The organism is Buchnera aphidicola (Pemphigus obesinymphae) (assembly GCF_026122815.1).
GTDB classification, from domain to species: Bacteria; Pseudomonadota; Gammaproteobacteria; order Enterobacterales; family Enterobacteriaceae; genus Buchnera_C; species Buchnera_C aphidicola_BJ.
This window is the reverse complement of record NZ_JAIWQW010000117.1, coordinates 1-308: the sequence shown is the minus strand read 5'-3', so window position 1 is coordinate 308 and position 308 is coordinate 1. Positions and strand designations below refer to the sequence as shown.

Genomic DNA, 308 nt, shown 5'->3' with positions numbered 1-308 from the left:
CTCTGATAACGTTTTTCTATACGAAGATTATTTAAAAATTTTTTAGCTTGAACTAAATCCATATTTTCATATTGAATAAATATATCAAGAAAAGCAGATTCGACACCTTTAGCCATATTAGAAGCATCACCACATATATAAATATAAGCTCCTTCTTTTATCCAATTCCATATTTTATTGCCTTTTTCTCTAATTTTATCTTGTACATAAATTTTATTTTTTTGATCTCTGGACCAAGCTAAATCTATATTTGTTAATAATCCTTTTTTAGAATATCTTTGCCATTCTATTTGATATAAAAAATCTTC

The 308-nt window shown here is 24.7% G+C and carries 1 pseudogene; it reads right to left on the bottom strand.

The features are described from left to right. A pseudogene (cysJ, locus tag LDP10_RS03375) lies at nucleotides 1–308 on the bottom strand (NADPH-dependent assimilatory sulfite reductase flavoprotein subunit); the annotation flags it as partial.